General features: G+C 44.8%; 16 protein-coding genes. 8 read left to right on the top strand and 8 right to left on the bottom strand.

Annotated elements, in window-relative coordinates; genetic code table 11:
- Window positions 1-22 precede the first annotated feature (22 nt).
- The 3 genes from L4D78_RS01410 (at window position 23) to L4D78_RS01400 (ending at window position 4,832) form a co-directional block, all read left to right on the top strand.
- On the top strand, window positions 23-1,858 hold the full coding sequence (locus tag L4D78_RS01410) for a V-type ATP synthase subunit A (protein ID WP_428465281.1): 1,836 nt from the start codon (window positions 23-25) through the stop codon (window positions 1,856-1,858).
- Between the two features lie 554 nt (window positions 1,859-2,412).
- Complete coding sequence (locus tag L4D78_RS01405; protein WP_428465280.1) at window positions 2,413-3,729, top strand: dicarboxylate/amino acid:cation symporter; 1,317 nt, start codon at window positions 2,413-2,415, stop codon at window positions 3,727-3,729.
- Window positions 3,730-3,962: 233 nt separating this feature from the next.
- On the top strand, window positions 3,963-4,832 hold the full coding sequence (locus L4D78_RS01400) for a hypothetical protein (protein ID WP_428465279.1): 870 nt from the start codon (window positions 3,963-3,965) through the stop codon (window positions 4,830-4,832).
- 58 nt (window positions 4,833-4,890) lie between these two features.
- Here L4D78_RS01400 and L4D78_RS01395 read toward each other — a convergent pair whose 3' ends face one another.
- The 6 genes from L4D78_RS01395 to lrp form a co-directional block, all read right to left on the bottom strand.
- A complete protein-coding gene (locus L4D78_RS01395; protein ID WP_428465278.1) occupies window positions 4,891-6,264 on the bottom strand; it encodes a YjiH family protein in 1,374 nt (457 codons plus the stop codon).
- A gap of 247 nt (window positions 6,265-6,511) precedes the next feature.
- Window positions 6,512-7,804 carry a serine--tRNA ligase gene (gene serS / locus L4D78_RS01390; protein ID WP_428465277.1) on the bottom strand — a complete coding sequence of 431 codons (1,293 nt, stop codon included), beginning with the start codon at window positions 7,802-7,804 and terminating at the stop codon, window positions 6,512-6,514.
- 126 nt (window positions 7,805-7,930) lie between these two features.
- The gene (locus L4D78_RS01385) at window positions 7,931-9,271 is read right to left on the bottom strand and encodes a replication-associated recombination protein A (RefSeq protein ID WP_428465276.1); all 1,341 of its coding nucleotides are present in this window, start codon (window positions 9,269-9,271) and stop codon (window positions 7,931-7,933) included.
- A gap of 133 nt (window positions 9,272-9,404) precedes the next feature.
- On the bottom strand, window positions 9,405-10,019 hold the full coding sequence (gene lolA, locus L4D78_RS01380; protein ID WP_428465418.1) for an outer membrane lipoprotein periplasmic chaperone LolA: 615 nt from the start codon (window positions 10,017-10,019) through the stop codon (window positions 9,405-9,407).
- Window positions 10,020-10,086: 67 nt separating this feature from the next.
- Window positions 10,087-13,308, bottom strand: a complete 3,222-nt coding sequence (locus tag L4D78_RS01375; protein ID WP_428465275.1) for a DNA translocase FtsK 4TM domain-containing protein — start codon at window positions 13,306-13,308, stop codon at window positions 10,087-10,089.
- 402 nt (window positions 13,309-13,710) lie between these two features.
- On the bottom strand, window positions 13,711-14,205 hold the full coding sequence (gene lrp, locus L4D78_RS01370; RefSeq protein ID WP_428455622.1) for a leucine-responsive transcriptional regulator Lrp: 495 nt from the start codon (window positions 14,203-14,205) through the stop codon (window positions 13,711-13,713).
- 156 nt (window positions 14,206-14,361) lie between these two features.
- Here lrp and ald point away from each other — a divergent pair, with 156 nt between their 5' ends.
- The 4 genes from ald (at window position 14,362) to cydC (ending at window position 20,204) form a co-directional block, all read left to right on the top strand.
- Window positions 14,362-15,483 (top strand): alanine dehydrogenase, encoded by a 1,122-nt coding sequence (gene ald / locus L4D78_RS01365; RefSeq protein ID WP_428465274.1) that lies wholly within the window; start codon window positions 14,362-14,364, stop codon window positions 15,481-15,483.
- A gap of 186 nt (window positions 15,484-15,669) precedes the next feature.
- Window positions 15,670-16,635, top strand: a complete 966-nt coding sequence (gene trxB / locus L4D78_RS01360) for a thioredoxin-disulfide reductase (RefSeq protein ID WP_428465273.1) — start codon at window positions 15,670-15,672, stop codon at window positions 16,633-16,635.
- Between the two features lie 82 nt (window positions 16,636-16,717).
- Window positions 16,718-18,490 carry a heme ABC transporter permease/ATP-binding protein CydD gene (gene cydD / locus L4D78_RS01355; RefSeq protein WP_428465272.1) on the top strand — a complete coding sequence of 591 codons (1,773 nt, stop codon included), beginning with the start codon at window positions 16,718-16,720 and terminating at the stop codon, window positions 18,488-18,490.
- Window positions 18,483-20,204, top strand: coding sequence for a heme ABC transporter ATP-binding protein/permease CydC (gene cydC / locus L4D78_RS01350; RefSeq protein ID WP_428465271.1), 1,722 nt, complete (start codon window positions 18,483-18,485; stop codon window positions 20,202-20,204). The genes cydD and cydC overlap by 8 nt, the downstream gene beginning before the upstream one ends.
- Before the next feature lie 138 nt (window positions 20,205-20,342).
- On the opposite strand, the gene rimJ is transcribed toward cydC, so the two are convergent.
- The gene (gene rimJ / locus L4D78_RS01345; protein ID WP_428465270.1) at window positions 20,343-20,924 is read right to left on the bottom strand and encodes a ribosomal protein S5-alanine N-acetyltransferase; all 582 of its coding nucleotides are present in this window, start codon (window positions 20,922-20,924) and stop codon (window positions 20,343-20,345) included.
- 192 nt (window positions 20,925-21,116) lie between these two features.
- On the opposite strand from rimJ, the gene L4D78_RS01340 reads away from it, so the two are divergent.
- Window positions 21,117-21,593 carry a methylated-DNA--[protein]-cysteine S-methyltransferase gene (locus L4D78_RS01340; RefSeq protein WP_428465269.1) on the top strand — a complete coding sequence of 159 codons (477 nt, stop codon included), beginning with the start codon at window positions 21,117-21,119 and terminating at the stop codon, window positions 21,591-21,593.
- Window positions 21,594-21,679: 86 nt separating this feature from the next.
- On the opposite strand, the gene tyrR is transcribed toward L4D78_RS01340, so the two are convergent.
- A complete protein-coding gene (gene tyrR / locus L4D78_RS01335; RefSeq protein WP_428465268.1) occupies window positions 21,680-23,215 on the bottom strand; it encodes a transcriptional regulator TyrR in 1,536 nt (511 codons plus the stop codon).
- Between the last annotated feature and the right edge of the window lie 92 nt (window positions 23,216-23,307).

Below are 23,307 nucleotides of genomic sequence, written 5' to 3'. Positions count from 1 at the left end.
GACAAATTAAACAGGTTGTTCAATGAGCACTGAAATGACTAACAAAACACCGACTGCACACGTTACTGCCGTTATTGGTGACACCCTAAAGATCCGTCTAAACCCTGAACTTAAGGGTGCACTGATCAAAAACGAAGTTGTTTACGTAATTCCAAACCGTAAACAAACCGAAGGTGCTGACGAACAGCTAATGGCTGAAGTTCTGCGTGTAAATGGTGATAGCGCTGATATTCAAGTCTATGAAGACACACGTGGTGTTGCTGTTGGCGATGCCGTTATCCAAAGCGGTGAGATGTTAACCGTAGATTTAGGGCCAGGGATCCTGTCTCAAATCTATGATGGCCTGCAGCAGCCTCTTGAGCGGTTAGCCCAAATCCATGGGAAATTCCTAAAACGTGGTATGCACGTAGACTCACTAGACCTGACTGAAACTTGGGCATTCAATGCCAAAGTGCGTCAAGGTGATAAGTTACGTGCAGGTCAATCCCTAGGTAGCGTTCAAGAAGGCCGATTTACTCACCAAATTATGGTGCCATTCCATATTAAAGGTGAAGTAGAGGTTACTTGGATTCAGGAAGGCAGCTTTACTGTTGATACAGTCATTGCGCATATTTCTGATTCAAAGGGTAAAGAGCACAAATTGACCATGGTCCAGAAATGGCCAGTACGTCAATCTATTGCCAATACCCTTTCTGTAGAAGGTAATACGACGCGTGAGTTCCCATCGGAGCCGCTTGTAACAACGACTCGTACTATCGATACCTTCTTCCCTATTGCCCGAGGCGGTACAGGCTGCGTTCCTGGTCCATTCGGTTCAGGTAAAACTGTACTTCAACACGGTATCTCTCGTTATTGTGATGCAGACATCGTAATCGTTGTTGCATGTGGTGAGCGTGCGGGTGAAGTGGTAGAAACAATTGAAGAGTTCCCTCATCTGCCTGACCCTAAGCACGGTGGAACGCTAATCGACCGTACGGTTATCATCTGTAATACGTCGTCAATGCCTGTTGCTGCTCGTGAAGCATCTATCTATACCGGTCTGACGCTAGGTGAATACTACCGTCAGATGGGCTATAACGTGTTGGTGCTAGCTGATTCAACGTCACGTTGGGCGCAAGCAATGCGTGAAACATCGAACCGTCTAGAAGAGATCCCAGGTGAAGAAGGTTTCCCCGCTTACCTTGATTCATCAATTAAAGGTGTTTACGAGCGTTGTGGTGTTATCAACAACGAAGATGGCGAAAACGGCTCATTGACCATGATTGGATCAGTATCGCCTGCCGGTGGTAACTTTGAAGAGCCCGTTACACAGTCAACGCTAAGTACGGTTAAAACGTTCCTAGGTCTATCTTACGAGCGTGCTTATAAGCGTTTCTATCCAGCGATCGACCCGTTGATTTCATGGTCCCGTTATCTTGACCAGCTTGAACCTTGGTATGCTGAACACATCAGCCCAGAGTGGGTACCGACGATCAAAGAGATGAAGCAGCTTATCGTAACCGGTGACAGCATTGGCAAAATGATGCAAGTGACAGGTGAAGAAGGTATCTCAATTGACGATTACGTGACTTACCAGAAGGCACTTCTTGTTGATATGGTTTATCTACAGCAAGATGCATTCGATGACGTTGATGCATCATGTAGCTTTGAACGCCAGCAGTTTGTCTTTAACAAGGTTGTTCATATTACTCGTCAAGCTTACAACTTCGACAATAAAGATGAAGCGCGTAAGTTCTTTACTGGTATGACACGTTACTTCCGTAACTTCCACTTTGCGAAGGAAAATACAGCGGAATATAATGACTATATCCAACGTATTGATATGTTGCTTGAAGATACGATGAATCCAGTGATCTAACGGTTGTAAAACACCATGCCTTAAACAGCCCGCATACTGAACATTTCAGTCGCGGGCTGCACCTACTTGTACTCAAGCGTATCCACTCAATAAGCAATTAAATGCGCAACAATGATTTAACGGCTATACCTGCCAGCAATGACTGAGAATCTATGCCTTAGATCTAATTATTTATTTAAAGGCAGGCGTATTAACTTATCAATTACACTTAATAACAACAGAACTGTTATCAAACTGAAATACTGCAAAAAACAATGTTAATGGTTGATTCTATTGCTTAGCTAAATATCTCACCAACTCGGTTTAAACGAAGCTTATTTTCGCTCAACACGAAACCAGAGTAGAAAAAGCGAGCTATTATTACGTCRCAAGTTAATTTATGGTTAAATTTTATGTTTTCAGAACATCATTCTGAGCTTAAAAGTGTGATCCGAAACATAGCTTTGACTTCGCAATAGCATTTTACTTCGCGTTAACACCTAAAGTGCTGTTAACCTGCTCCGCGCTCTGGTGAATGAATTACAGAGTGAATAATTATAAGGAGTGTTCTTTTAATGCAAACACAAAAGAAAAAAATGTCTCTTACTGGCCGCATCGTTCTCGGTATGGTATTAGGCATATTGACAGGATTCGCTATTCGCTCACTTTTTGCTGAAACTTCATTTGTATACGAATACATAGTGGATGGCCTGTTTGATGTTGGTGGTTCTATCTTTATTGCTAGCTTACAGATGCTAGTTGTGCCGCTTGTTTTCGTCTCGCTGGTATGCGGTACAAGTACGCTAAAAGACATCAGTACTCTTGGCCGCCTTGGCGGTAAGACACTTGCTTTCTACATAACAACAACGGCAATTGCCATCACACTTGCACTGGTCATGGGTAATATCTTCCAGCCAGGAGCGGGTGCCGACCTAGCAGCAGCGTCAAACTTTGCATCTAAAGAAGCGCCATCTTTGGGTCAAGTTATTATCAACATGTTCCCAACGAACCCAATAAACTCAATGGCGGAAGGGAACACATTACAAATTATCGTCTTTGCAATCTTGTTTGGTGTTGCGATCAGCGCAGCAGGTAAGCCTGGTGAGCGTATTGCGAGCATCTTTGCAGATTTAAACGATGTAATCATGAAGCTTGTTGCTTTATTGATGAACATTGCACCATTCGGTGTGTTCTTCCTGATGGCAAGATTGTTCACAGGTCTTGGCCTTGATGCGATTTTCAATCTATTCGGTTACTTCTTAGTTCTGTCTTGTACACTATTGCTGCATGGCTTTGTGGTATACGGCACCCTGTTCAAAGTATTCACCGGTTTAAGCCCTAGAATCTTCCTGAAAAAAATGGAAGATGCGATTATGTTCGCTTTCTCAACGGCTTCTTCAAACGCAACCATTCCAGTTACCATGGAAACGGCAACCAAGCGTCTAGGTGTTAAAAACCGTATTGCCTCTTTCACTGTACCGCTTGGTGCCACCATCAATATGGATGGTACAGCGATCATGCAAGGTGTTGCGACAGCCTTTATTGCACAAGCTTTCAATATTGATCTCACCATGGGCGATTACTTAATGGTAATTGCTACAGCTACCCTTGCTTCTGTGGGTACTGCTGGTGTTCCAGGTGTTGGCCTAATCATGCTGGCAATGGTTCTGAACCAAGTAGGTCTTCCTGTTGAGGGTATCGCAATTATCATGGGTGTTGACCGCCTGCTTGATATGATCCGTACTGCCGTTAACATTACTGGCGATAGCTGTGTGACTTGTATTGTCGCGAAAACAGAAGGCGAGCTAGATGTTGAGCGCTTCAATGACCCGCACGCAGGTGAGAAAGAAGAAGAAATTCATCTTCACCCAACACCAAATACTAATGCGTAGTAACATAAACGTGATTAAGCGCAGATGGTAAAATTATAAAGGCTCTTCGGAGCCTTTTTTGCACCAGCCCCCTTTCCTTTTTGCACCGCGATGGTGCGCGACCGAAGGGATAAACTTACGGCCAACCTTAAAGCATTGATTTTAAATAGATAAATTTTAGTTCATATACTATGGTAACGGCATAACATTTGCTGGATTTTCTCTATCGACCTTAATTGCGTCATGGAGGCCATATGCTCTATCTAATCCTTTCCATTATCATCACAATCACTGCCATTAGTGCTTGGGCTTATCATGTGAAGTTGCGACGCCAACAACTCAATAGTCGCTTCAATCAGATCATTGGCTTAAGGCAGCTAATCCACTTACTTCGTTTTCACCGCCGCCAAACACATCTTCAACTTTGCAATACCCCCCATAATCAGAATCAACCAGCCTTAGCTGAGTCAATGGCCATTCAATCTCTAATTCGTTCTTTACTAAACCAAGCTGAACACAACAATAAGCCGATGTATCGCCTTTTAATGCAGCGAATATCGAAACTACTCGATGAATGGCCAAGCTATTCAATCCCGCGTAATCAAACCATACATGGAAAGACCATTCGCCATGTGCTTTACCTCATTGATGACACGATTACACAGACCTTAATTGCAGCAGATAAAGACGCTATTTTTAAACAATACCAATCAGTATGGCCGATCACACTCAATGCAATAGATAGCCTTAGCCGCTTCCGGTACACCATTCATTATTATTCGGGTAACAGTGATAAAGAAATTATGGAAAGGGAGCTTAATCTGCACCTGAAAATATTACATCGGCGGCTAAAGCAAATTGCCATACCCTATACAGAAGTGATTGAACTGCAAATACTTGAAGAGCTAACAGTACAATTTAACCGAATTGACTTACGACACTCAGAGGCTACCAAAGTAGAAAGTGAACTGTATTTATTTTCTTTACAAGTTTCAGATGTGTTGTTCCAGTTCTATGACCATGTATTAAGCGAAATCGGCAGAGAGTTATCGATAAAGATGCCAGCAGTAACCATGCATGAAGAACAGGAAGGGCAAAAGGTTATTCACCTTTTAACCCGCTAAATCGCATTTCGAACCTAAAGAAATTTAGCGGGTTTTTAACAGCTACGTGATGTCTGAATTAAAATATCCAGTGAGCAACCATAACGATAATGGGCAGAGTAACTAAAGTACGCAGCATGAAGATTGCAACTAACTCAAGAAAGTTAATTGGCACTTTACTGCTCAGGATCACTGAACCTGTTTCTGACATAAAAATCAGCTGAGTAACAGATAACGCCGCCACAATAAACTTAGTCATATCGGCATCAATGGTTGAAGCTGCAATAATCGATGGCACATACATATCAGTGAAACCAACCAAAATCGTTTGGGCTGCAGCCTGTGCTTCTGCGACATTAAGTAGCTCAAGCAACGGAACAAATGGAGCACCAAGCAAAGAGAACAGCGGTGTGCCTTCTGCAACAATTAGACCCAAAGTACCTACAGCCATTACGACAGGTAGCACACCAATAACCATGTCTAATGCGTTATGAACCCCTTCTTTTGCAACTGACCCTAAGCTTTTCACTTTGCTCGCCCGCTGTAGGGCTAACTCTAAGCCAAAACTCATTGCAGAGTGCCCTTCTGGCACTAGCTCATCGTCACGGTTTGGTTTAGTCCCGTCAATGTACACATCTTTTTTGTAAGAGAGTGGTGGCAAAAACTGAATAACCATTGCAGCAGCGACACCCGATAAACAGATAGCCAAGTAGAAAGGAACAAAATAATTTTGTAACCCGACTTGGGTTAGTACAACCAATGAAAACGAAATACCGACAGGTGAAAACATTGTTGCAACGACAGCAGCTTCACGTGCCGTGTATTTTTTCTGTTCATACTGCTTACTGGTTAAAATAACCCCAACAGTACCATCACCTAACCATGAAGAAATACAGTCAATAGCCGCCCGGCCTGGTAACCGAAAAACTGGACGCATAAATTTACTGAGCAAGGTACCTAATAGCTCGAGCAGGCCAAAATTCAGAAGAAGAGGTAGTAACAGGCCAGCAAAAATGAAGGTCACAAAAAGTGATGGCAATAAATCGTTAAGCACTAAACCACCGGTATTACCATCCCAAATCATTTCAGGACCAACTTGGTATAAAGCCACAAGGGTGAATACCGCACCAAGAGAACGAATCACCAACCAAGTAGGTGTCAATACAAACAGCCTTGTCATTAGCGGAGACTGCGTCACAAAGGCAGGTTTCACTGTGCTAGCAACAACAGAGAAAAGTGCTGAAAAGCATATAACCGCGGCAACTGTTGGAAGAATTGCTTCACCCAGTAACGCTTTAAAGCCTTTCGCCATTAATGCCAATGGAAAAGTAAAATCACCATTTATGGTTAATGGTGCAAGGAAAAAAAACAGCCCCAGCAATGATGGGATTGCAAACATCAGCACGTTCCGGCTGGTCTTAAGTTTCTCTTGGGCTAATAGTGTATCGCTCATCTGACTGCTCCCTAGATGATTATTCTTTCACTTATAGTGAATAACTTTTCTTTTGAGTGATTATATCGATAAAAATTTCAGACTCAACCACAAATGAAGATTAATTCACATTTAAAGCATAAAAAATCAAAAATATTCCACTACAGCCTTTCTTTCGGTCTGCCCCCGAACATGCTTGAACAGTCAGACATAAAAAAACCCAGCCAACTGGCTGGGTTTTCATCTTTAATATATAGCCAATCGGCAATTAGCCGATGTGCGTTAGCCCACCCATGTACTTACGCAGTACTTCAGGGATAGTGATACGGCCGTCAGCTTCTTGATTGTTTTCAAGAATAGCAACCATCGTACGACCAACAGCTAGACCAGAGCCATTCAATGTATGAACAAGTTCTGGCTTCTTCTCGCCTTTACGACGGAAGCGTGCTTGCATACGACGAGCTTGGAAATCACCACAGTTCGAACATGAAGAAATTTCACGGTAAGTTTCTTGCGCAGGAACCCAGACTTCTAAGTCGTAAGTTTTAATGGCACCGAAACCCATGTCACCCGTACATAAAATCACTTTACGGTAAGGCAATTCTAATAGCTGAAGTACTTTCTCAGCGTGACCTGTTAGCTCTTCAAGTGCAGCCATTGAATCTTCTGGACGCGTGATCTGAACCAATTCAACTTTGTCGAACTGGTGCATACGAATAAGACCACGTGTATCACGGCCGTAAGAGCCAGCTTCAGAGCGGAAACACGGCGTATGAGCGGTCATCTTGATTGGCATATCAGCGTCATCAGTGATGGTATCGCGCACCATGTTTGTAACAGGTACTTCTGCCGTTGGGATCAAAGACAATCCCTGGCCTTCTTCTGTCGCAGGCTTAGTATGGAAAAGATCTTCACCAAACTTCGGTAATTGGCCTGTACCCAGTAAGCTTTCTTTGTTTACAAGGTATGGTACATACATCTCAGTGTAGCCATGCTCATCGGTATGTAGATCAAGCATAAACTGCGCAATTGCACGGTGTAGTCGTGCAAATTGACCTTTCATCACAATAAAGCGAGCACCTGAAATTTTTACTGCGCTTGCGAAATCAAGGCCACCAGCCATTTCACCTAGGTCGACGTGATCTTTCACTTCAAAGTCGTAAGCCTTAGGTTGACCCCAGCGAGAAATTTCAACGTTTTCGTCTTCGTCTTTACCTTGTGGTACAGAGTCATCCGGTAGGTTAGGTACCATCTGTGTAATGGTGTCTAGTTCAGCTTGAAGCTCTGCAAGGGCTTTCTTTGCTGCGTCTAGTTCAGAACCAAGGTTACCGACTTCAGCAAGGATGCGCTGAGCTTCTTCGTGATCACCCTTCGCTTTTGCTTGGCCAATGGACTTCGATCGCGAGTTACGCAGTGCCTGAAGATCTTCTGTTTTGATTTGAAGTGATTTACGTTTTTCTTCTAGGGAACGTAATAGTTCAACATCAAGAATGAAACCACGGCGCGCTAATTTTTCTGCTGTTGCGTCCAGCTCAGTTCGAAGTAATTTAGAATCTAGCATGCTTATCCTGTGCTCGTAATGTTCTAAAGGCACATTATTTAATCAAATTGGTGACTAAATAATTTTTAATTCAGAGGGCGTTAGGCAACCTAACGCTGATCCCTCAACGATACCCAAAAAGCCTTATTATTGATAGCGTTTTGACGTGCTTTTTGCATCCAATGAAGCGAGATAATCTAATTTCTCAGCAATTTTGGTTTCTAAGCCTCGGTTTGTTGGTTGGTAGTATCGCGTTCCTGCCATTTCTGGTGGGAAATAGCATTCTCCTGCAGCGTACGCACCCGGTTCATCATGAGCGTAGCGATACTCTTCTCCATATCCCAACTCTTTCATTAGCTTTGTGGGGGCATTACGGAGGTGATGAGGTACCTCATAGTCAGGGTGATTCATCGCATCAATTTGAGCTTGCTTGAATGCGGTATAGACGGCGTTACTTTTCGGCGCGCTAGCGAGATAAACAATGGCTTGTGCAATGGCTCGCTCCCCCTCGTAAGCGCCGACCCGAGTAAAGCAATCCCAAGCGGATACTGCAATTTGCATAGCGCGAGGGTCTGCATTACCGATATCTTCAGATGCAATAGCAAGTAAACGTCGAGCGATATATAACGGGTCGCAACCAGCCTGTAGCATACGGGCAAACCAGTACAGTGCACCGTCTGGGCTAGAGCCACGTATTGATTTATGTACCGCTGAGATCATGTCGTACCATAAATCGCCTTTATTATCGAAGCGGCCAATTTTCTCACCCGCGACTTCAGCCAATAATGCCAGCGTCACTTGCTTGATGCCTTGCTCATCTTCATCTGCCATATCAATAATCTGCTCAAGATAATTGAGTGACATACGTGCATCGCCTCCCACTAAATCAGCAAGGCGAGCTTTAACATCCTCAACAAAACAAACGTTGGTTGCACTGATACCGCGTTCGGTATCTGCCAGCGCTTGTTCGATAACCTCAAGAATTTCATCCGCTTCTAAAGACTTCAGTTTGTACACGCGGGCACGTGACAACAATGCATTATTCAGCTCAAACGATGGATTCTCGGTCGTTGCGCCAATGAATGTCACCGTGCCATCTTCGATATGGGGTAAAAATGCATCTTGCTGGCTTTTGTTAAAGCGATGCACCTCATCAACAAATAAAATGGTACGGCGGCCCGCCATCTTGTTATCGCGAGCCTTATCAATGGCGGCTCGAATATCTTTAACGCCTGACGTAACGGCAGAGACCCGCTCAACTTCTGCATTAGCATAATTTGCCGCCACTTCCGCTAACGTCGTTTTACCGGTTCCCGGCGGGCCCCAAAGGATCATTGAATGCAGGTGGCCAGCCTCTAACGCTCTACGCAGCGGTTTACCCTCACCGAGGATATGTTTCTGACCGATATATTCTTGTACTGTTCGTGGCCGCATACGTGCAGCTAACGGACGAAAGTCCGACGAAAAATCTAAACTGAAGTTATTCAAGATAACAACTCCTCATTACCTACGGGAGGTAGTATTAAGCCACCCGCTTGAAATACGAAAAAGGTGGCACCAAAGCACCACCTATTTAATTCTATACACACTGTTCGGCTACAAATATAGCCAACCCTTGTGATTAATGACGCTGGTCATCCAGCTCTACACCTTGAGGTGGTGCGAAACGGAATAAGTCAGACGCTGGTGTCTGCTTAGAGAAACGTTGAAACGTAAAGTTGCTGCGTTGGCCGTCTTGCTCTACCACAGAAAAGCCGCGAACTTCACCGGTACTTGCCACTGTCACAATAAATTTACCCATTGATGATGCACTGCTCTTCGGTGTTAACGTGAAAGTATCAGACGTTTGAGACACATTATATTGTTGCCAATCTTCGGTACTATTACGGGTAAGCAGTACAAAAGGGGTTTGATCTGTCGCGTCGTTTAACCACATTGCAGTAACTTGCTCGATAAACGGGCTGTAGTACCACAATGTTTTACCATCCGAAACTAATACATTTTCATCTGGCGTTTCCGTGTTCCAGCGGAATAAATTTGGTCGTTTGATAGAGACATCACCTTCGCCTTCAACCAAAACATCGCCGTCAGGACTGACAACTTTTTGCTTGAAGTCAGCACTAAAGGCATTCACTTTCCCTAAACGCGTACTCAGCTCTTGTTGCGGGTTTGCCCAAGCACTAACAGAAAACACCATGGGTGCAGCAATAAATAAAGTGAATAACGTTTTTTTAATCATTGGGTGACCTTTTTAGATTTGCAGCCAACACGTTGGCTGCAAATGAATGTTAAAAACAAATTGGCTAGTCGCGAGGCGGCGGCGCTGGCGCGATAACTTCACGGTTACCATTATGTCCAGGCGCACTGACTATCCCATGAGCTTCCAATTGCTCAACAATACGTGCCGCACGGTTATAGCCAATCTTAAATTTCCTCTGCACACCTGATACTGAACCACGACGAGATTCAGTCACAAAAGCCGCAACTTGATCGAACAGCTGATCTAAATCATCATCGCCAGATACTGGCGCTTCACCAGGCAGCAGGCCTTCTGTACCTTGGTCTGCTTCTAGAATACCTGTTATATATTGTGGTTTGCCACGCGCTTTCCAGTCATTAACGACATTATGTACATCATCATCTGAAGCAAAAGCACCGTGTACACGCACGGGATGGTTTTGTCCTGCGCCTAAATAAAGCATATCACCCATACCTAACAATGATTCTGCCCCACCCTGATCCAAAATCGTTCGTGAATCAGTTTTCGTTGAAACAGTAAATGCCATGCGGCTTGGAATATTCGCTTTAATCAGGCCTGTAATAACATCCACTGATGGTCGCTGTGTTGCCAGAACGAGGTGAATACCTGCCGCTCGCGCTTTTTGTGCTAGACGGGCAATCAGTTCTTCTACCTTTTTCCCGACAACCATCATTAAGTCAGCAAATTCATCAACAATCACCACAATACTTGGCATTTTTTCCAGTATTGGTGGGTATTCATCCATGCTATCACCCGGCTTCCACAGCGGATCATGAATAGGGTGCCCTGCGGCGGAAGCCTCTTCTAACTTGGCATTAAATCCAGCGAGGTTACGCACCCCTACCGCTGCCATCAGTTTATAACGGCGTTCCATCTCACCAACACACCAACGCAAGGCATTACTTGCATCTTTCATGTCAGTTACCACCTCTGTTAGTAGGTGAGGAATACCTTCATAAATAGAGAGTTCAAGCATTTTCGGGTCAATCATGATGAAGCGGCATTCTTCTGGCTTACACTTATACAGCAAGCTGAGAATCATCACGTTAACCCCAACCGATTTACCAGAACCGGTGGTACCAGCGACCAATAAGTGCGGCGTTTTACTCAGGTCTTCAACCACCGCTTCACCCGCAATGTCATACCCAAGTACAATCGGTAGTGCACCTTTTTTATGTTGGAAGTTATCACTATCAATAACTTGAGACATATAAACGGTTTCACGATTGACGTTAGGTAGTTCCAAGCCGATATAAGGCTTACCAGGAATAACCTCAACCACACGTACTGCCGATGCCGACAATGCACGCGCTAAGTCTTTTGCCAATCCCGAAATACGACTTACTTTTACCCCTGGTGCAAGATCAAGTTCATAACGGGTGATTACAGGCCCTGGGTATACACCAACGACCTTGGCTTTAATTTTGTAATCCGCCAGTTTCGATTCCACCAGCATCGCGGTCTGCTTAAGCTCTTCTTCACTCGCGGGCTGAACGTTCTGTCTAGCTGGTGCCAGTAGATCCACGGTTGGCATCGGGCTTGTTGGCGTAGGCAAATCGGCATCTTTCTTCATTAAGAATGGGTTATCTAACCCTGCGGCCTGTGCCTGTGCTTTTTGTGCATCACGAATTTTTTGCAAGAATTCGTCTTCATCACTGAGTGCTTCATCGGTAACAGTGCCGCTTTCACGTTCTGCTCGCTCCAATTCAGACAAGCCATCTTGCACGCCAATTTCTATCTCGTGGTCAGGCATCAATGCTGCCTGAGGTTGAGGCGATGGTACAGGGTCTGTCTCTATTGGTGCTGTTTCTATTTCTTCTGATGTTACAGCTTCAGCCTGAACTGAATGTGAACTACTCAACTCAGAACGATAACTTTGCATTTCAGCAGGACTTGGCTGTGAAGGCTTATTCGGCTCTACGATGCTATCAGCAGTAATGTCAGCAGTACCCTCAGCTGCGATATCCATCGGCTGATTTAGAGGCTCACTATCCGTAGCCCCCTCTGCGTCATTCATATAAACCGTAAAGTTTTCATCTTTATCCAACTCACGTTCAAGATCCGCTATCGTCATGCCCTTCGCCTGTTGCGTGGACGTAATTTCCACCAGCGGTTCATCAATAACAGTCTGATTCACATGGCTATCAACCACTTCAGCCGCCACGGCATGAGCCAGCACAGGCTCTGCAACAGATGCTGTAACCGGCGCTATTTTTTCCACTTTACTGACTGAATGTGTAATCGGTACTGTTTCAATTTCAGCCACGGCCACTGGCTGTGGTACAGGTTGCGATACCGCTTGTGTTGGTTTCGTTGTGTTCAGCGCTTCCGGCGTTACCGCCTGATTTTGCTTTCTAGCAGGCATCACGATAACCGGCTCTGCCGTCGCAGACTGTTGCTCCCACGCTTGAGTTTCAGCAAGCAATGGATCAACGGTTTCGTTCACAAGCTCATTAAACTGGGGTTCCTTGCGCGCGAACACATTACGATCATTAACGCGAGGATGGTCTTTCTCTGTACTCGACGTGGCAAGTAACACGTCATCGGCATCAGGTTCATTATCTTGCTGCTGAACAAGTTGCTTACCAAACTCGGTTTGATGTTCATCGGGAATTTCAGCGGCAAAAGGCGTCAATGTTTCTGACTTATCAGAGCGTACTTTATTCAGAAAAGCGGCACACAGCCCTAACGCTCCCTCTCCCAGCCGATCAACGATAGTCAACCAAGAGATCCCGGTGAATAAGGTAAAACCTACAGCCCAAAAGAACATTAAGACAAGGGTCGCGCCCAAGAGGTTAAACATGGGTAAAGCCATGTTAGACACAACATCACCAATTACCCCGCCGGAAGAAAAGTACCAAATATCATCAAAGTTCAAATCCGCTAACGCACAACTGGTTACAAACAACAGCAGTAAACCAAGGAGGCGCGTACCGTAAATCATGTAATCAATGGCAATTTGTTGCTCTCGACGCCGAAAAAGCACCCAAGCAGCTAAAACAATAACAGCAGGTAATGGGTAAGCCAGTGAGCCCAGAGTGAAAAAGAAGGTATCGGCAACAAACGCACCCAGAGCCCCTGCTTTATTCTGAACAGGACCTTCCCATGCTGTTTGTGACCAAGATGGATCAGCCGGGTCAAACGATAACAAGGCGACCATGATGAAAACCGCCGACAGTATGCCGATGATTAGAAAGCTTTCCAGTAAGCGCTGTCCCCCGGAAAGGCGAATTTTAGGCAGCTTCTTGCCCTTAACTTTCCTCAAAAAACACTCCGATGTAACTAATAAATTGCCATTCAGCACCATTGCATTATCACCATATTGGTAATCGGCCTGACTAATCAGATCCCACAATGCTAGATAGCATAAAAACTTATCCCCTATCTTATACTAAACCATGCGGCTTTTTGACTGTTTGCCATCTTTGGAAAGTAAAGAAACAGTGATTTTCTGCGAATTTTGAATAAGATTTGCTATCACGAATGTTTGCTGAAGATAAATAACCATATGCATACGGCTAATAATGGCAGTAATACATGAATATGGAATGGGAAGGTAAATTGAATTGAGCAAAAAACGAAGCAATAAAAACGAATCAAGCGACTTTTTAGTCGCTTGATTAATCAGAATATCTACAGCTGAAGCCGAAGATTTTAGGATTGCAGGTTAACGCGTTTTAATCACCAAATTATTGGTTTGCTTAACCTCTTCCATTACCACATAGGTACGGGTGTCGTTAACACCAGGAAGACGAAGTAGTGTCTCACCCAGTAATTTACGGTATGCCGACATATCTGATACACGTGTCTTCAACAAGTAGTCGAAATCACCAGAAACAAGATGACACTCCTGAATGTCTTCTAGTTCCTGTACTGACGAATTGAACAACTCGAATACGTCTGCTGCACCACGATTAAGTGTGATTTCAACAAACACAAGTAACGACGCATCAAGATATTGAGGGTTTAAAAGCGCAGTGTAGCCACTAATGTAGCCTTGACGCTCTAATCGACGCACGCGCTCAAGACACGGCGTTGGCGATAGCCCAACACGTTTGGATAGCTCAACATTCGAAATTCGACCGTCTTTTTGCAGTTCATTCAATATATTACGGTCAATACGATCCAATTCCTTGGATGGTTTCTTCTTGGTATCTACCATTTTTTATTCCACCTTCTTACTTCCTTGCAAAAAAATATACTACAACTTTCCAAATTTTAGAATCAAATACTCTAACTAGCCAACTATACTGCCATTAGATCTGCATTTACATCCTTGTCTATAGCCAATCATACTGAGTACCAAGGGAGAAGCAGGATGATCATTGGTGTACCCAAAGAAATCAAAAATCACGAGTACCGGGTGGGCTTAGTAACCAGTAGTGTTCGTGAGCTCGTCTCACTTGGCCATCAAGTACTTGTTGAAACCCATGCCGGTGACGGTATTGGGTTGACAGACCAAGACTATGAAAGCGCAGGCGCTGTTATTATTTCTAACGCTAAAGAAGTTTTTACCAGATCAGAGATGATTGTCAAAGTAAAAGAGCCTCAAGCAGAAGAAAGAGCCATGCTTTCTAAAGGGCAAATATTATTCACCTATCTACATCTTGCCCCAGATTTTCCCCAAACAAAAGACCTAATCGCTAGCAAAGCTATCTGTATTGCTTACGAAACAGTCACCGATCACACTGGAAAGTTACCTCTTTTAGCCCCAATGTCGGAAGTCGCTGGCAGAATGTCTATCCAAGCAGGAGCCCAAACACTAGAGAATTCTAATGGTGGACGAGGGCTATTACTCAGCGGTGTTCCCGGTGTTGAACCAGCCAAAATCATGATCCTCGGTGGTGGCGTCGTAGGCTCTAGCGCAGCAAGGGTGGCTCTGGGCATGCGTGCTGATGTCACTCTACTTGACCGTAACCTTGAAACATTGCGTGAATTAGATCGCGAATTCCAAGGCCGTGTAAAGCTCATTTATTCTACTGAAGAGGTCATTAATAAACTGGTACCTGATACCGACATGATTATTGGCGCGGTACTGATTCCGGGGGCTGCAGCACCGAAGCTGATCACCGCCAAGCATGTAAAACAGATGAAGCAAGGCTCTGCTTTAGTCGATGTTGCTATTGATCAAGGCGGCTGCTTTGAAACCTCTCACCCGACCACTCACACTGATCCAACTTACATTATTGATGGCGTAGTGCATTATTGTGTTGCCAATATGCCCGGTGCCGTCGCAAGAACATCGGCATTTGCACTTAACAACGCAACATTGCCTTATGTGATTAATTTAGCGAACAAAGGGTATAAAAAAGCGCTGCTTGAGGATCCTGGGTTTTTAGCTGGGATGAACATCATCTTTGGCAAGATCACCTGCAAAGAAGTCGCGGAAGCGTTCGATTTACATTATACCGATCCAATTGTTGCTCTTAGCATGAATTAGAATAAACACTCTTATGCCTATAAATAATCTCATATAAAAAAACATTATAAAAAGAAGGGATAACTGAATAGCCGTTATTCCTTCTAGCTCCTTCTTCTGTTTCTGAAATCCCCCTTTCAATAGCGACCCAATTTACCTACAATCACCCTTCATAAGATAAATATCTCATTTCAGTCTGGAGAAGTAATGAGTAACGTAAGACATTGTAAACTGCTCATCCTTGGTTCTGGCCCTGCTGGTTATACAGCAGCTGTTTATGCTGCTCGTGCAAACCTTAACCCGGTAATGATCACCGGGATGCAACAAGGCGGTCAGCTAACAACAACGACTGAAGTTGAAAACTGGCCGGGTGATGCTGAAGGCCTTACAGGTCCAGCTCTGATGGATCGCATGAAAGATCATGCTGAAAAGTTTGAAACAGAAATTATTTTTGACCACATCAGCGAAACTGATTTTAGTCAGCGCCCGTTTCGTCTAAAAGGCGACAATGGCGAATACACCTGCGATGCTCTCATTATCTCTACCGGTGCTTCAGCTAAATATTTAGGCCTTGAGTCAGAAGAAAAATTCAAAGGTCGTGGTGTATCAGCGTGTGCAACATGTGATGGATTTTTCTATCGTAACCAGAAAGTAGCCGTTGTAGGTGGTGGTAATACCGCAGTTGAAGAAGCGCTTTATTTATCCAACATTGCCTCTGAAGTTCATCTAATTCACCGTCGCGATTCATTCCGCTCAGAAAAAATTCTGATCAAACGCCTGATGGATAAAGTCGAAAATGGCAACATTATCCTACACACCGACCGCACACTTGATGAAGTGCTAGGTGATGATATGGGTGTAACGGCTGTGCGCATTAAAGACACCCAGTCTGAAGCAACAGAAACCATCGAAGTGATGGGTGCATTCATTGCCATTGGCCACCAGCCAAATACCGATATTTTCTCGGGTCAACTCACCATGGCTAATGGCTATATCAAAGTGCAATCAGGTACTGAAGGTAATGCAACTCAGACAAGTGTGGAAGGTATTTTTGCTGCGGGTGATGTCATGGATCACACTTACCGCCAAGCAATCACATCCGCCGGCACGGGCTGTATGGCCGCTTTAGATGCCGAGCGTTACCTTGACGCTCTAGAAGAAGAAAAACAATAATACATACCGGCCACGCACTTCTACGTGGCCGTTTTTTGCCTTCATTATTAGCTTGTATTAGCAAGCGGCTCAAGATTTTAATATGGATAAAGAATTACAACGCGATTTGACCAAGTGGTTAAAGTCACAGAGCAAACTAGCCAAGCGCTGGTTAATGTTCAGTGTCGGGCTTGGTTTTCTATCGGGACTACTACTTGTTGGTCAGGCAGCCTTGCTTGCCCACATTTTGCACCAACTCATCATGGAGCATACTGATAAATACCAACTGGTCAGTAGCTTCATCAGTTTATTTATCATCATTGGCTTGCGTGCCGCCTGTAGTTGGGGTCGAGAAGTCTTCGGCTACCGCTGTGGAGAACAAATTCGCTTACATATTCGTCAGCTTATTTTACAGCGACTCCAAAGCCTAGGGCCTGCTTATATCAAAGGTAAGCCTGCTGGGGTATGGGCTAGCTTAGTGCTAGAGCAAGTTGAAGAAATGCAAGATTTCTTCTCTCGTTACATACCGCAAATGTCAATTGCAGTGCTTGTGCCCTTGGTCATTTTATTCGCGGTATTCCCATTGAATTGGGCTGCCGGACTTATCTTCCTCATTACTGCACCGCTTGTGCCGATATTTATGGCACTGGTTGGCTTAGGTGCAGCTGATGCTAACCGTCGTAACTTTAAGGCTTTACAGCGCCTTTCTGGCCACTTTTATGACCGCCTTCAGGGTTTATCGACGCTGCGTTTATTTAACCGAGCAGAAGCCGAAGCGGATAACTTGCATGCTGCTTCTCATGTTTTACGTAAGCGTACGATGGAAGTACTGCGCATGGCGTTCCTATCGTCTGCGGTACTTGAGTTCTTCGCGTCTATTTCAGTCGCGATTGTTGCCGTTTACTTTGGTTTTGCCTTTATCGGCGAGCTAAACTTCGGCCACTACGGCGTTCCGATTACCTTATTCACTGGTCTGTTTGTCCTTGTACTTGCACCTGAATTTTATCAACCACTACGTGATCTTGGTACGTTCTACCACGCAAAAGCCCAAGCCATTGGTGCTGCAGAATCTATTGTTGAGTTTCTAAACGCTGAAGTGGATGAAATGAGCCAAGGTGATAAAAACCTCGACTCACCTGAAACCATTAAAATTTCAGTGGAAAGCCTAGAGGTATTAAGCCCTGAAGGACAAGTACTTGCTGGTCCATTAAGCTTTGATATTAATGCGCGTGAACAGGTTGCGCTTGTCGGGCCAAGTGGCGCAGGTAAAACCAGCTTACTGAATGCGTTATTGGGTTTCTTGCCGTATCGCGGCAGCATAAAAATTAACGATGTAGAGCTTAAAGATCTCGATCACAGCCAATGGCGACAAGCGATTAGCTGGGTCGGTCAAAACCCTCTATTACTGCATGGTACTGTGCGTGACAACATTAGCCTTGGCAACCCACTGGCGACCGATGAGCATATCACTCAAGTCGCCGAGCAGGCACATGCAGAAGAGTTTATTCTTCGCCTAGAGCAAGGCTATCAACATCAAGTTGGAGACCGTTCAGGCGGATTGTCGGTAGGTCAGGCGCAACGTATCGCTGTCGCGCGAGCGATGCTTCAAAGTGGTGCTTTTTGGCTGCTCGATGAACCGACTGCTAGTTTAGATGCAAACAGCGAACAACTTGTACTTGAAAGCTTGAAAGAGGCTGTTAGAGGCCAAACAACGCTGATGGTAAGCCATCGTCTTGATCAGCTTTCAGCGATGGACCGCGTACTTGTTATGGAAAATGGCAAGCTGGTTCAAAATGGTCACTTCGACCTTATTCGCCATGACGGATTATTATCTGACATGTTGGCACACACTGATAAGAGGGATCTCGATGCGTGATTTAATCCCTTATTTAAAACTCTATCGTAAGCATTGGTTCGGGCTGACGCTTGGCATGCTACTTGGTTTAGCGACGCTGTTGGCCGCTATGAGCCTCTTGACCCTATCAGGTTGGTTCATTGCCGCATCTTCGGTTGCAGGCTTAACCATTGCCCGCGAGACCTTTAACTACATGTTGCCGGGTGCTGGTGTTCGTGGGTTTTCAATGGCACGGACTGCAGGACGCTGGGGGGAACGTGTCGTCAGCCATAATGCAACATTCAAGCTATTGGCCGACCTACGTTTATTCTTCTTCCGCAAACTCACGCCATTAATCCCAGGACGCCAAGCAAATCTGCGTGACGCTGACTTACTCAACCGATTAGTTGCCGATGTCGATGCAATGGATCACATTTACCTTCGACTGGTAAGTCCGTTGATTATCGGTGTCATTGGCCTACTGGCGATCACGGGATTTTTAGCTTGGTTTGATTTAACGCTCGGTTTAACGTTAGGTGCCATACTGCTGACATTGATGTTGATCTTGCCAATCATCTTTTACCGTCTTGGTAAGGTGCATGGTGAAGCATTAACATTCGCCAAAGCTAACTACCGTGTTAAGTTGATGGACTGGATCCAAGGCCATGCAGAGCTGTTACTGTTTAATGCCGAAGACCGTTATTACCAGCAGGCGTTGAATGAGCAAACCTCGTTACTTGCCGCTCAGCGCAAAATGGCAAATCTAACAGGTCTCGCCAATGGTGTTCTCATGGCGGCCACAGGTTGGACATTAGTCCTGATGACCTGGATTGCCGCAGATGGTGTCGGCGGCAACCCACCGGACCCATTTATTGCCATGGTTGCTTTTGCCACAATGGCAAGTTTTGAACTTATGATGCCAGTTGCAGGCGCTTTCCAGTACTTAAGCCAGACATTAACGTCAGCACGCCGATTGAATGAAATTATCGAGGCGACCCCTGATACGCCGTTTGATCCAAACGGTCATCAAGCGGAAGTGATAGGGGCTATTGATATTAACGATGTCAGTTACACCTATTACGGTAGCGACAAACCTGTTGTAACCAACATATCACTGTCGATAAAAGCCGGCCAAAAAGTTGCCTTACTCGGTCGTACGGGCTGTGGTAAATCAACACTGCTACAATTACTGACCCGTAACTGGGACCCACAACAAGGCAGCATCTCCCTTGATGGCGTGACATTACCACAATGGCACGAATCGTCACTGCGTAATGCGATTACCGTTGTGAGCCAGCGCGTCGATGTCTTCAATGGCTCACTACGTGAAAATCTTGTGTTGGCAAAACCAACTGGCACCGATGACGAATTTAAAGCCGCTCTTGAAAAAGTCGGCCTTGAAAGTTTGCTTGATGGTAAAGGGCTTGATACTTGGTTAGGTGAAGGTGGACGCCAAATATCAGGTGGTGAACGCCGCCGTATCGGTATTGCCCGCGCCCTGTTGCATGATGCACCTATCTTATTGATGGACGAACCAACAGAAGGGCTTGATCGCCGTACAGAGCAGCAAATCATCGCTCTGTTACATCAGCATGCCAAAGACAAAACCGTGCTGTTCATTACCCACCGCTTGGTTGGCTTAGAGCAAATGGACAATATTTGCTTGATGGATGAAGGGCAGATCGCCGAGCAAGGCAAACACAGTGAACTCATGGCGCAAAATGGCCGCTACGCTGATCTGTGGCAACACATTTAACTGATAATTTAACTGATAGATGTCATTTGACACTTAGTTAGGTCGCAATGTTGGCATAAAAACGAGAGTACTTTACTCTCGTTTTTTTTCGCCTTTATTTCTGAGGTATCCATTAAAAGCGTAGTTAAGCTAAATGCGTCATACCGGAGAAGCCCAATCTGGATTCATCCTTGCCGTTAAAATGTGATCTTCCCACTGACCATTTATCAGCAAATACTTTTTGGCCCGCCCTTCCGCTTCAAAACCGCATTTCGCCAATACCGCGGCACTACGCTTATTATGTGGCATATATGCGGCCATTATTCGGTGAAAGCCTTGCTCTTTAAACATCCATGCCACGGTCTCTTCCAGCGCCTTTATCATAACGCCACGCCCTTGCCATGATTGATCTAATGAGTAACCGACATGACATGCATAAAATGGATGACGGACTAAATTACTGTAATTCACAACACCCGCAATTTCTTGGCTGCCCTTTTCTTGAATCACAAAATAATATGCCAACTTATGTTTATGCAGTTGCACCAGTTGATCTAAGCGTATCTCCCAGCCTACCTCGGTAAAGAAGGCTTCTTCACGCAAAGGCTCCCAGGGCTTTAAGAAGGCCCTATTACGCTGATAGTAAGCCGTTATTGCTTTGACGTCTTTGGGAGTAATCAAACGTACTTTGAATTCATCCAAGTCAATGACTGCCGAGCGATTTAAAATTGATTCAAACAATGCCCCGACTCCCGTTATCTGTCCGTTTGTACTTAAACGGTAACATAGTGAATTATTATTAACTATAAACTTATGATAGAACAAAGAATTCGGACTATTAGTGATCCAATATGCTAATCAAAGCTGGTATTAGACTATGATTGAGTCATAACCTGCACCTGCATTTTACCGCTAACCAACACAGTGATGACTATGTATTACGACTACCTTGATACGGTATTGGGAAAAGTATATCTCTTAGCAGATGAACAAGGACTAAGGCTTCTCACCATCGCAAGCGGCGGCTTTAGTCCAGATAACCGGTGGGAACATGACCCTGAGTTCATGTCACCTTTCATCAATCAACTACAAGAATATTTACAAGGGCAACGCAAACACTTTACTCTCCCCCTCGCACCACAAGGTACTACATTCCAATGCCAGGTATGGAATGCTTTACGAGAAATCCCCTATAATAACCAACGTTCCTATCACCAAATTGCCGAAAAAATTGAACACCCATGCGCCATTCAAGCTGTTGGTATGGCAAAAAATGTTAACCCTATCCCAATCATCATTCCCTGCCATCGAGTCGCCTCAGAACAAGAAGCACAAGAGAGTTGCCGCTATGGTGAATCGGTGATTACCCAGCTAAGGGCACTAGAGAATGGTGAGATAAGTTTAATTTAGTCGTATTCGACAGTAATAAAAAAGGGGAGAAGCGACTATTGCTGCTTCTCCCCCTTTGCATGGTGGCATAAATAATCGTCGACTGACTACGACTTATTAATACTGTACTCACGTAACTTGTTCGCTACTGCGGTATGAGATACCCCAAGGCGCTTCGCGAGCTTACGTGTTGATGGGTAGCTACGATACAAGCTATTGAGAATACCAGATTCATAGCGCTTCATGATCTCATCCAAAGAGCCGTCTAAGGTCTCTTCACTGATCACTGTTGTCGATTCATTTTCAGGTAACTGAACATCATCAACGCAAATTTCCGGCCCCTCGAGTTGAGTCATCGCTCGGAACAAAACATTTCTTAATTGTCGAATATTGCCCGGCCACGAATACTGGCTTAAGTATTGAGCGACCTCGCTTGAAATACCGGGTTTCGGCTGTTGTAATTCTTGCGCAAACTGCGATAAGAATAAATCAGCCAATGGTACGATATCGGCCGTTCGTTCACGTAGCGGTGGAACAAAAAGCGACAATACATTCAGACGATAAAAAAGATCTTCACGGAACTGTCCACCCGCGACCAAATCAGGCAGTTTTTTCTGGGTCGAGCAAATGACACGAACATCCACCTTCATTTCTTTCTCTTCGCCCACTCGACGGAATGTGCCATCTTGTAAGAAGCGAAGGAGCTTTATTTGAAGGTGTTCAGACATCTCACCCACTTCATAAAGGAAGGCAGTGCCACCATCGGCTTGTTCGAATATACCTTTTTTACCCGGCTCAGTTGCAGTGGCAGCCAAACCGAACAACTCAGTTTCAGCCGCATTGTCAGGCATAGAAACACAGTTAACTAACAGGAACGGCTTTTCTCGGCGGAGCGAACGCTGATGGCAAGCTCTGGCCAGCATTTCTTTACCTGTCCCTGTTTCACCTTGGATTAGCAATGGCGCATCAAGCAATGATAATTTCTTCGCTTGAGACAGCAACTGTTTAAAGCGTGAAGACTGGCCAACAAGGTGCTCAAAGCCGTTGTCGCCACTTAGCTTACGCATGGCAACAGGCATCTTGGCTTCAGACAATGATTTAAGCAAAATAACAGCACTTGCGAGTACTTGCTCTTCACTCTCATCAGTGACATATACCGGCATGACTTCCATCATGTAATCAAGGCCAGAGAGCACAACCATTTCACTACGCTGGCTTGCTTCATCAGCCTCTAACCATTGATGGATATTGAATCCAACAAATGACTGAATATTTTCACCGACAATCTCACCACGCGTTTTGCCTAATAAGGTTTCAGCAGCGTCGTTGGCAAGATCAATCTTGCCATGTAGGTTAATAGAAAAGAATGGATCAGGTAATGCTTCAAGCAATGCTTTCAATTCTTTATGTTCACGCTCACTAGGCATGAACTGAATCTTCCGTACATCTGTCACGCCGTCTAACTGACGGATCTGTGACATCAGCTGACTAAATTGCTCAAATTCAATCTCAGGGCAATTGAGGTAAATAATACCTACACGGTCAATCTCAATGCCTCGCAAGTCAATTTGCTGGCTAGCAAGAATATCCAGCAACTCACGGGTCATACCAAGTCGGTCTTCACAAAAGACTTGTAGCCTCATATTTATCTCTTCCAAAGTGTCAGGAATTGTTGACACATGAAGTTTGCGCTTTCACTGCCACTCAGTCAAGACACTGAACACCGATGCTGTGC

It is taken from the genome of Photobacterium minamisatsumaniensis, from assembly GCF_050336695.1.
Taxonomy (GTDB): domain Bacteria; phylum Pseudomonadota; class Gammaproteobacteria; order Enterobacterales; family Vibrionaceae; genus Photobacterium; species Photobacterium minamisatsumaniensis.
Note: the sequence above shows the minus strand (reverse complement) of the source record. Positions and strands in the feature narration are given on the sequence as shown.

Bases quoted from the DNA above. Each gene is read 5' to 3' on its own strand.
- L4D78_RS01410 (WP_428465281.1), top strand. From the start codon at position 23: ATGAGCACTGAAATGACTAACAAAACACCGACTGCACACGTTACTGCC.
- L4D78_RS01405 (WP_428465280.1), top strand. From the start codon at position 2,413: ATGCAAACACAAAAGAAAAAAATGTCTCTTACTGGCCGCATCGTTCTC.
- L4D78_RS01400 (WP_428465279.1), top strand. From the start codon at position 3,963: ATGCTCTATCTAATCCTTTCCATTATCATCACAATCACTGCCATTAGT.
- L4D78_RS01395 (WP_428465278.1), bottom strand. From the start codon at position 6,264: ATGAGCGATACACTATTAGCCCAAGAGAAACTTAAGACCAGCCGGAAC.
- serS (WP_428465277.1), bottom strand. From the start codon at position 7,804: ATGCTAGATTCTAAATTACTTCGAACTGAGCTGGACGCAACAGCAGAA.
- lrp (WP_428455622.1), bottom strand. From the start codon at position 14,205: ATGGTAGATACCAAGAAGAAACCATCCAAGGAATTGGATCGTATTGAC.
- ald (WP_428465274.1), top strand. From the start codon at position 14,362: ATGATCATTGGTGTACCCAAAGAAATCAAAAATCACGAGTACCGGGTG.
- trxB (WP_428465273.1), top strand. From the start codon at position 15,670: ATGAGTAACGTAAGACATTGTAAACTGCTCATCCTTGGTTCTGGCCCT.
- cydD (WP_428465272.1), top strand. From the start codon at position 16,718: ATGGATAAAGAATTACAACGCGATTTGACCAAGTGGTTAAAGTCACAG.
- cydC (WP_428465271.1), top strand. From the start codon at position 18,483: ATGCGTGATTTAATCCCTTATTTAAAACTCTATCGTAAGCATTGGTTC.
- L4D78_RS01340 (WP_428465269.1), top strand. From the start codon at position 21,117: ATGTATTACGACTACCTTGATACGGTATTGGGAAAAGTATATCTCTTA.
- tyrR (WP_428465268.1), bottom strand. From the start codon at position 23,215: ATGAGGCTACAAGTCTTTTGTGAAGACCGACTTGGTATGACCCGTGAG.